A 9,567-nucleotide genomic window follows, 5' to 3' on the forward strand; every position below is an offset into this window, starting at 1 on the left:
AAAAATACAAAAATTTTATTAAGCCAACTATTAAATTCTACTAAATGAATTACTTTTACAGCGCTTTTCAAATTGATGAACCACATCGCCATAAACAAAACCTTGGTAAGCATTCAGCCGTCAGCCATCAGCTATCAGCTTAAGATGTTTATAGGGGTTCTCACGGCTCTGTTGACTTGCATTACTTCTGCCTTCTGCCCTCTGCCTTCTACCTTTAAGCCAAAATCTCTATATTCATTAGAATCATCAAAAGCGCCCTGACTATGAACGACCATATATTCAATTTTTGCTCCTAGCAATAGGGAATATAAAATCTAGATACACAACAGCTTATAATTCCCGTGCCTCCTAGCATTTTAAAAATCTGTTTGCGTAGCATGACCTAGGAAAAGCTGAGTGCTAATAGCTGAATGCTTACAAACCTTGTAAGGGCGTTAACGTTTGCGGAGCATTCCGATAGGAAAGTTGTGCGTAGCTAATGGCCATTTCCTAAGGTCATGCTCCGCAAACGCCCCTACTGTGGTCTGCTGAAATGAAAACCGCTGTAATATACTTTAGTAAAAGCAAAATATAAATATAAAAGATGAAATTAATATTCTCGTGGATTAGTATTATTAGTGTTGGATTTGTGTTCTTTATTCAAAGCTCACTTCCAGCGATGGGTGAATCGAAACTGACAGAAAGCTCAGTTTCAGAAACTCAACAGAATGCAGTTTCTCAGCTTCCAGAATTTGATTACAATAATGTGAAATTTTGGCAAGAACTCTGCACTACTCTCGAACAAGCTAAACAATATTCCGAAGCTGTAGCGGCTTGTCAAAGGGCGATCGAACTGAAGCCGAAGCGAAAAAATTTAGAGACTTGGATGAGTTTAGGCAATTCATTACAACAGTTAAAACAGTATCCCCAAGCATTAGTTTCCTATAATTATCTATTGCAGCGAGAACCGAAATATTCTCAAGTTTTAGTGCATCAATGTGAAATCTTTTTAGCATTAGACCAATACGAAAAAGCAATCAATAGTTGTGAAAAAGCAATTAAAATTGATGGAATTTGGGGTCGTAGTAGTCCTGCTGAAGCGTGGAAACATCGAGCAATTGCTTTGGGGAAATTAGGAAAATTAGAAGTAGCTGAACTGGAAGGTTTAGGAAAACAGAATGTGGCAAAAGAGCGCGAAAATCAACGCCTTGAAGATGTGATAAATTCTTACAGTCAAGCCTTAAAAATCACCCCTAATTCTTCCTTTTTTCTGACTAAAAAATGTGGTTTATTGATTGAAATAGAACGCTATACAGAAGCTCTTGAAAATTGTGAATTAGCGATCGCCGTGAACGAAAATTGGGAAACTACTACTCCAGCTCAAGCCTTAGAACATTTGCTGGTGGCGCGTCAAGAAGTAGCCACATCCGATCCCCTTCTGGTTATTAATTCAGCAGCAGAAACAGAAGAAATAGTCAAACAACTTCAAAATTTAGTGCGTTTTTATGAAAAAATTTTAGCTGATAATCCTGATAATGCCCAAGCCTGGACAAAACAAGGTATTGCTCTGCAAACTTTGGGACAGACTGAACGAGCTTTAACTTCCTATAGTCGCGCCATTGAGATTCAACCTAACTATTCTCTAGCTTTGGTGAACCAGTGTGAATTGCTCAATCAACTCGAACAATATGAATCTGCTTTGAAGGCTTGTGAAGCAGCTCTGGAGGAGGATCTAGATTGGGGGGATATGCGTCCAGCAATGGCTTGGAACCAGAGAAGTACCGCTTTGGCTGGCTTAGAACGCTATAATGATGCTTTAGGCTCTGCAAACCGCGCTGTTGCCTTGGATGAGGACTACGCCGAAGCTTGGAACAACCGAGGGGTGATATTATGGCATTTGGGTCAACTTCAGCAGGCACAACAACAGTATGAACTTGCGGAACTCAACTATAGACAGGGGCTTCAGTCTACTCATCGGGCTGTTAAAATCAATCCTAGCTATGCTCGGGGTTGGTATAACCACGGTCGCATTCTCAGCGAGTATGGTCAGCTATTGAGTTTGCAGCAACAGAATGGATATACAACTGAGAAAACTATGAATGTATTGGTATATAAAGCCTCAGTGGAAGCCTATCAGCAGGCATTAGCAGGTAATTTTACACCCAAGGATAATTTGTTCAAGGCCAGTATTTTTGCAAATCAGGCTGTTGTCTTATGGCGGTTGCGAGATCCTCAATTGTTGACACTTGCTCTAGAGGCAACTCAGCAAGCTGTTCAATTGAATCCCAAGTCTTTTGAGGGTTGGCATAACCGAGGGTTAATTTTACTTGAACTCAGGCAATATCAATCTGCTTTAAATGCTTACACCCAAGCTGACGCTCTGAGTCCTGAAAACGTTGGCGTGATTACGGGAAAAGGAATTGCCCTCTCTCGGTTGGGTCGCTATCAGGATGCTTTGGCGAATTTTGAAGAAGCATTGAAACTCGATCCTGAGTATAACATCGCCCGCAAAGAACGAGAAATTGTCTTACGAAATTTAATCAAAAAGAAGGAACAAACACGGAGTTAAATTAATTAGACTTCTCCAGAAAAAATGGATAAGGGAGAAATAATTGATAATTTATGTACGATAATTGATTTTACTTTTTATGATTGGAGATGTCTATTATTATCAAATTATGAATAGGAGCGATCGCTATGAGATTATCAGAATTAGTAAACACAGTCAAACTTAGAGGACGAGAAATTTTTACCTTTATTTCTCATCCTCGCGATACTGTTTATCGAATTGTTAGGCGTCGAGCACAGCAAATGTATGAACAAGCCGAATTTGGAAGCAGCGAACGCAAGGGTTCCCAAAAGCAAGACAGACAAATTTTTCCACGTTTACCCAATTTTTCTCAAGATAAAACCCAAGTCGAATCTCCAATTCAAGCTAGGCCAAAACCCATAATTCCCAGAGAAACAGGAGGAGTACAAACTTCTATTCAATCTGCAACTTTAGACCAACCCATTTTTCGGGAACGTTCTCGGCGACGACGCAAAGACCAGAAAACTCAACAAGTTCTCCTTCCAGATTATGAAATTCGGGATAACTTTGGCCGCAGGTATAAAATTGGTCAGTGTGTGAGTCATTCAGTTCAAGTTCGTCAATATGAAGCAACTCCTACTGCACAGCAAAACCAACAAGTATTGATTCAAGAATTTTTAACTCGAAGTCCATCTGATTTTTTACCTGAAATTACCTATCAAAATGCAAAAGTTAAAGAATTTCGTTTACTACTTCCTATTGATGTTATTAAAGATTTCTATGAGGATAACGAACAAGATATTCGTTGGTATTTGATTCTTGAAAAAATTTCCAATAGTCTGACTTTAGGAGAATATCTCAATCAACGGCATCAACCTTTAACGCCTATTCAAGTTAGTAAAATTCTGCAACAAATATTGCAAACTTTGCACTTTTTACACAACTGTTATGAAATTCGTTTTTTTGAAAATAACTCTAAAGGAATAGGTCATGGCAACCTTAATTTAGACAGTCTATTAGTTGTTACTTATGGTCTGCAATTGGCTTCTAATGAAGAAGATGAAGAATTTAAAATTTATGTAAGTCGTTTGGCACTATGGGAAAAATTAATAGATAGTTTAGACTCAACATTATATCATCCATCTCTCTCGAAAAAAGCCTTTGAAAAAGACCTTAAAGATTTAGGTAAAATTAGCTATTTTTTATCAGGTGGAACCCGGGAAAATCCGTCTCAAGATTTAGAATGGCATCAACATTGTCATCCTGAAATCAAAAATTTCACCGTGCAATTATATTCGGGTTCTTTTCAAAGTGCAGCTAAAGCTCATAGAGAATTATTAAAGTTACCTTTAAATTCTCCAGTAGATTCGCCCGAGAGTGTTTTTGATGAGAATGAAGAGATTGTTCAAACCTCTCAACGTTCTTGGACTATTCCGATTATTCTTCTGTTGGTGGCGTTAATGAGTTTTGGAATTTATTTTGTGGGCTTATTGTATCTTTTATCTCGTTCACAAACATCAAAAACAGATCAAAAAATTATTCAGATAATACCAAAAATTAAGTCGGTAGAAGAAGTCAATATTCCCCCATATTTTATAGGAAAAAGAATTAATTATGCAGCGGATAAAAGATGGAATATTGCCTTGAAAACTCCTGTAGGATATGGTAGAAATCAACAGTTTTCTAAACATTTGAATCTTCTCTCTCAAATTTCATTTAATTCACCATCTACAAATTCGTTTGATTTTAGTCGTACCGAAAGGAAAGAAGAAACAAAAGAACGTTTAGAAAATACAATTATATCTACTTTAAAAAACTCTGAATTTATTGTAACTTCCCTCTTGAACGATGAACTTCAGCTTTTAGAAAATAGCAAACAGTTAGAAATAGAAATTATTGCCTATGATGCTTTATTCGCTTATGTAGCTTTCAGTGATGTTCAACGAGAAGGAAGTTTGCCTAAATTACTGTCTGGTCAAATTTCTATCAAATCACTCAAAAAACTCTACTCTAATCAATCTTTAACGTTAGAAGATTTAGGGATTTCTGATGCTGCTAATAATCAAAAAAATCTCAAAAGAAGTCGAATTTGTTATAAAACTCAAGAAGAAGTTTTTCTGGTGACTTCATTATTTGAAAACTTAGTTTTGAAAAATACGCAGGAAAGAAACAACTTTGTAAATCTTATTGATCAAGATAAAAAGACTTGCAGAGAAACAGGATATAGGAAAGGAACGGCAAGAGCTTTAGCAGAATTTGAAAAAGGCGGTCAAGCTGTGATTGGGATTGATTTATTTAGTAAAGTATTTAATCAGTGTTCAGTCTATCCTTTAGCAATTGTTGGAGAAGGGAAACTTAGAGCAGTTCAACCAATTATACATAACAATGGCAAACCAATCACACCAGGAACGGATTTATGTATGGACAAAGGAAGCTACAAACCCAATCCTAAGATATTTGAACAAGGTGATTATCCATTAGGATATTCAATTGCTGTGATTTATTTAAAAGAAGGAAGTAAAAATTCAGCAGGTCGAGTATTTTCTGATATAATGAAAACTAATGAAGGGCAACATCTATTACATTCGGCTGGATTAATTCCCATTCAATTGTCAAAATAAAGTTAGGATGAACCTCAATCAAAATGTCAGAAAAAGATTTAGAAGATAAATTAATTGAAAAGATAATCAACGATCCAATTTTACTACGAAAACTCTGCGATAGAGTTTATCAACTAATGCAAGAAGATATTCGTAATCAACAGGAACGTATTTGTAATTATCAGAGGATTTTATAATGAAAAATAATCGTCAAGAACCTTCAGCTTATGAACTAAATTATGTCACAGCAAATAGGTTTTATTTAGAAATTGATAGTCAAATTTCAGCTTGTTTTAGTGAATGTTCTGGCTTAGGCGTTAATATTAAGCGAGAAACTCATCAAGAAGGAGGTGTTAACGATCAACAACGGATTATTTTAGGACAAGCGGAATTCACAGACATCACATTAAAACGAGGAATAACTGATGATTTAACCTTCTTAAATTGGATTGAAAAAATTTTGCGAGACTCTCAAAAATTTCGGTTGAATGTTACTCTGCTTCTATTTAATCAAGCTGGAGAAACAATGCAGTCTTGGACACTAATTGGTTCGGTTCCAGTTAGTTGGAAAGTCTCGCCTTTTCAAGCAGATTCTAATAATGTTGCTATAGAGGAATTAACTTTAGCTTATGAAGGTTTAACCATCTATAAAAAAGATACTTTAGAATCATACAAACGAGAATTCGAGCCAGCAAATCCACTTAATCGTAGTAGTTTAGGCTATTTTGCTAGTGATTTAGCAGATGTTGGCAGACAACACCTAAATCAAGCTAATAGAACCCTTTCTAATGCTAGAAATTCATTAGGACAAGAAGTCAGAAATACGATGAACAATCTGGAAACTGAATACGATCAATTAAAACAACAAGGAATGGATTATGCTAAAGGAAAAGCTGCGCGAGAAATTGATAATTTAAAGCGAAAAGCATCAAGAGAACGAGATAATTTTAACCGCTTTTTATAAAGGTTTTTTATAAAATTTAATTAATAAGAGGCTGATTAATTATGTCTACATATTCCCTAGGTTTAAAAAAATCTTTGTGTCCGCCGAAAAACTTGGGACTAAAGCGGATGTTAAAAGTGCGACCCCCTCTGATTCAAGCTTCTCAATTAATGTTACCCCAAACTCTAGAAAAATCTGATGATTTTTTCACTTTTGCACAGGATTTTTCTCCTTCAAATTATCCTGAAAAACCAACTTCTATAACCAGTGAATTTATTCAAGACAATTTTGAGTCAGAATCTTCCTCAGAAAATCAGATTAACCAGAGTATAGGTGAAATAAAAGAAGAACTTCAAACACATTCCTTAGTAGAAAAAAATATCCAAAATAATCCGCTTTCAGAACTTCATCCTCGCTTCGGTAAACAAATTATTCAAACTCAGTCGCGCATTTTAACAACTGCTGCTGATAAAATACTTTTTCCTCAGAATTCTCAACTGTCAGACGATAAATCAAAAAAAACTCAATCAGATAATTTACCTATTGTTCAAGGGAAATGGGAAAGCGATATTTATCAACCTCTTTCCGACAAAAAATCTGTTTCTCAAGTAGATACTTCAAGGGATAAAAATCAAGGGATATCTTATTCAGTTATTCCTCAAATTCCTGAAAATGATAAAAACATTGAAATCCCAGAATTAATTCCAGAGCAACCTAGTGACTTAGTTCAAGAAAAATCCACAGTAAAATTTTCAGAAATTACCCCCAATACTTCAGACCAAACTGTTGAAACTTCAGAGTTAATTCCAGAAAAACCTCAGAAATCCACATTTCAATCACCAGAAATCACACCAAAAGTTTCAGATAAAACTGTTGAAACTCCAGAGTTAATTCCAGAGCAACCTAGTGACTTAGTTCAAAAAAAATCCACAGTTCAATCACCAGAAATCACACCAAAAGTTTCAGATGAAACTGTTGAACCTCAAGAGTTAATCCCAGAGCAACCTAGTGAGTTAGTTCAAGGAAAATTTACATTTCAATCACCAGAAATTACCCCCAAGACTTCAGATAAAACTGTTAAAAGTTCAGAGTTAATTCCAGAGCAATCTAGTGACTTAGTTCAAGAAAAATCCACAGTTCAATCACTAGAAATCACACCAAAAGTTTCAGACGAAACTGTTGAAACTCCAGAGTTAATTCCAGAGCAATCTAGTGACTTAGTTCAAGAAAAATCCACAGTAAAATTTTCAGAAATTACCCCCAATACTTCAGACCAAACTGTTGAAACTTCAGAATTAATTCCAGAAAAACCTCAGAAATCCACATTTCAATCACCAGAAATTACTTCCAAGACTTCAGATGAAATTATTGAAAATCCAGAGTTAATTCCAGAGCAACCTAGTGACTTAGTTCAAGAAAAATCCACAGTTCAATCACCAGAAATCACACCCAAAGTTTCAGATAAAACTATTGAAAATCAAGAGTTAATCCCAGAGAAATCTAGTGACTTAGTTGAAGAAAATTCGATATTTGAATCGCCAGAAACAGAAAAAAAAGTTTTAGATGAGACTATTAAACCCCAAGACTTAATCCCAGAAAAACCTATTAATTTAGTTCCGAAAATTTCACCAGTTGGAACGGTTGAAAAAAAATTAGAAGAAACGAATATAGCTTCAGATGAAACTCTTGACAATCAACAGTTAATATCAGAACCACCTATTGATTCAGTTCCAGAAAAATCTACAGTTCAATCACCAGAAATAACATCCAAAGTTTCAGATGAAATTGTTGAAACCCAAGAGTTAATCCCAGAAGAAAATATGGATTTAATTCAAGAAGAATCCATGGCTAAATCACTAGAAACACCTCCAAAAGTTTTAAACGAAACTATTGAACCTCAACAGTTAATCCCAGAATCACCTATTGATTCACTTCCAGAAAAATCAACGGTTCAATCGCCAGAAATAACCCCCAAGGCTTCAAATAAAATTATTGAACCTCAAGAGTTGAATCAAGAAAGACCTATTAATTTAGTTCCGAAAACGTCAATCATTCCAACTTCTGAAAAAAAATCAGAAGAAACGAATATAGCTTCAGATGAAATTTTTAAACTTCAAGAGTTAATCCGAGAACCACCTATTGATTCAGTTCCAGAAATATCCACAAGAAAATTACCAGAAACAGAAAAAAAAGCTTCAGATGAAATTGTTGAAACCCAAGAGTTAATCCCAGAAGAAAATATGGATTTAATTCAAGAAGAATCCATGGCTAAATCACTAGAAACACCTCCAAAAGTTTTAGACGAAACTATTAAAACTCCAGAGTTAATTCCAGAAAAACCTACTGACTTATTTGAAGAAAAATCAGTTCAATCACCAGAATTTACCCCACCAGCTTCAGATGAAATTCTTGAAGATCAAGAGTTAATTCCAGAAAAACCTATTGATTTAGTTGCGAAGATATCAACCATTCTAACTTCGGAAAAAAATCTAGAAGAAACAAAAATAGCTTCAGATGAAACTGTTGAAACCAAAGAGTTAATTGCAGAGTCATCAGGCGACTTAGTTCAAGAAAAATCCACAGTAAAATTCCCAGAAATAACCCCCAAAGCTTTAGATGAAACTATTGAAACTCAAGAGTTAATCCCAGAAAAACCCATTGACTTAGTTCAAGAAAAGTCCACATTAAAATCACCAGAAATCACACCAAAACTTTCCGATCAAAATATTGAACTTCAAGAGTTAATCCCAGAAAAACCTATTGATTCAGTTCCGAAAACTTCAACCATTCTAGCTTCTGAAAAAAAATTAGAAGAAACGAATATAGCTTCAGACAAAACTCTTGAACCTCAACAGTTAATCCCAGAACCACCTATTGATTCAGTTCAAGAAAAGTCCACATTAAAATCACCAGAAATAACCCCCAAAGCTTCAGATGAAACTATTAAATCCCAACAGTTAATCCCAGAGAAATCTCGTGACTTAGTTCAAGAAAAATCCACATTAAAATCACCAGCAATCACACCAAAAGTTCCAGATGAAAATATTGAAACTCAAGAGTTAATTCCAGAAAAACCTAGTGACTTAGTTCAAGAAAAATCCACAGTAAAATTCCCAGAAGATGAGACTATTGAACCTCCAGAGTTAATTCCAGAAAAACCTAGTGACTTAGTTCAAGAAAAATCCACAATTCAATCACCAGAAATTACTCCCAAAGTTTTAGACGAAACAGTTGAACCTCCAGAGTTAATTCCAGAAAAACCTAGTGACTTAGTTCAAGAAAAATCCACAGTAAAATTTTCAGAAATTACCCCCAATACTTCAGACCAAACTGTTGAAACTTCAGAGTTAATTCCAGAAAAACCTCATAAATCCACATTTCAATCACCAGAAATTACTTCCAAGACTTCAGATGAAATTATTGAAACTCAAGAGTTAATTCCAGAGAAACCTAGTGACTTAGTTCAAGAAAAATCCACAGTTCAATCACCAGAAATAACACCAAAAGTTTCAGAT

5 protein-coding genes are annotated in these 9,567 nt (G+C 35.2%); all 5 read left to right on the top strand.

Annotated elements, in window-relative coordinates:
* Positions 1-658 precede the first annotated feature (658 nt).
* Complete coding sequence (locus AFK68_RS28780; RefSeq protein WP_168186695.1) at positions 659-2,548, top strand: tetratricopeptide repeat protein; 1,890 nt, start codon at positions 659-661, stop codon at positions 2,546-2,548.
* Positions 2,549-2,676: 128 nt separating this feature from the next.
* On the top strand, positions 2,677-5,130 hold the full coding sequence (locus tag AFK68_RS28785; protein WP_094677206.1) for a protein kinase family protein: 2,454 nt from the start codon (positions 2,677-2,679) through the stop codon (positions 5,128-5,130).
* A gap of 23 nt (positions 5,131-5,153) precedes the next feature.
* Positions 5,154-5,306: a hypothetical protein gene (locus AFK68_RS37515; protein WP_168186696.1), complete on the top strand. Its 153-nt coding sequence runs from the start codon at positions 5,154-5,156 to the stop codon at positions 5,304-5,306.
* Complete coding sequence (locus tag AFK68_RS28790; RefSeq protein ID WP_094677208.1) at positions 5,306-6,073, top strand: phage tail protein; 768 nt, start codon at positions 5,306-5,308, stop codon at positions 6,071-6,073. Before AFK68_RS37515 ends, AFK68_RS28790 begins: the two co-directional genes overlap by 1 nt.
* 41 nt (positions 6,074-6,114) lie before the next feature.
* On the top strand, positions 6,115-9,567 hold a 3,453-nt coding region (locus tag AFK68_RS28795; protein WP_143438397.1), incomplete at its 3' end, for a hypothetical protein.

It is taken from the genome of Hydrocoleum sp. CS-953 (assembly GCF_002260545.1).
Lineage (GTDB): Bacteria > Cyanobacteriota > Cyanobacteriia > Cyanobacteriales > Microcoleaceae > Trichodesmium.

What these genes read in the sequence shown, in the direction of transcription:
- AFK68_RS28785 (WP_094677206.1), top strand. Translation starts at nt 2,677, where the DNA reads ATGAGATTATCAGAATTAGTAAACACAGTCAAACTTAGAGGACGAGAA.
- AFK68_RS28780 (WP_168186695.1), top strand. Translation starts at nt 659, where the DNA reads ATGGGTGAATCGAAACTGACAGAAAGCTCAGTTTCAGAAACTCAACAG.
- AFK68_RS28790 (WP_094677208.1), top strand. Translation starts at nt 5,306, where the DNA reads ATGAAAAATAATCGTCAAGAACCTTCAGCTTATGAACTAAATTATGTC.
- AFK68_RS37515 (WP_168186696.1), top strand. Translation starts at nt 5,154, where the DNA reads ATGTCAGAAAAAGATTTAGAAGATAAATTAATTGAAAAGATAATCAAC.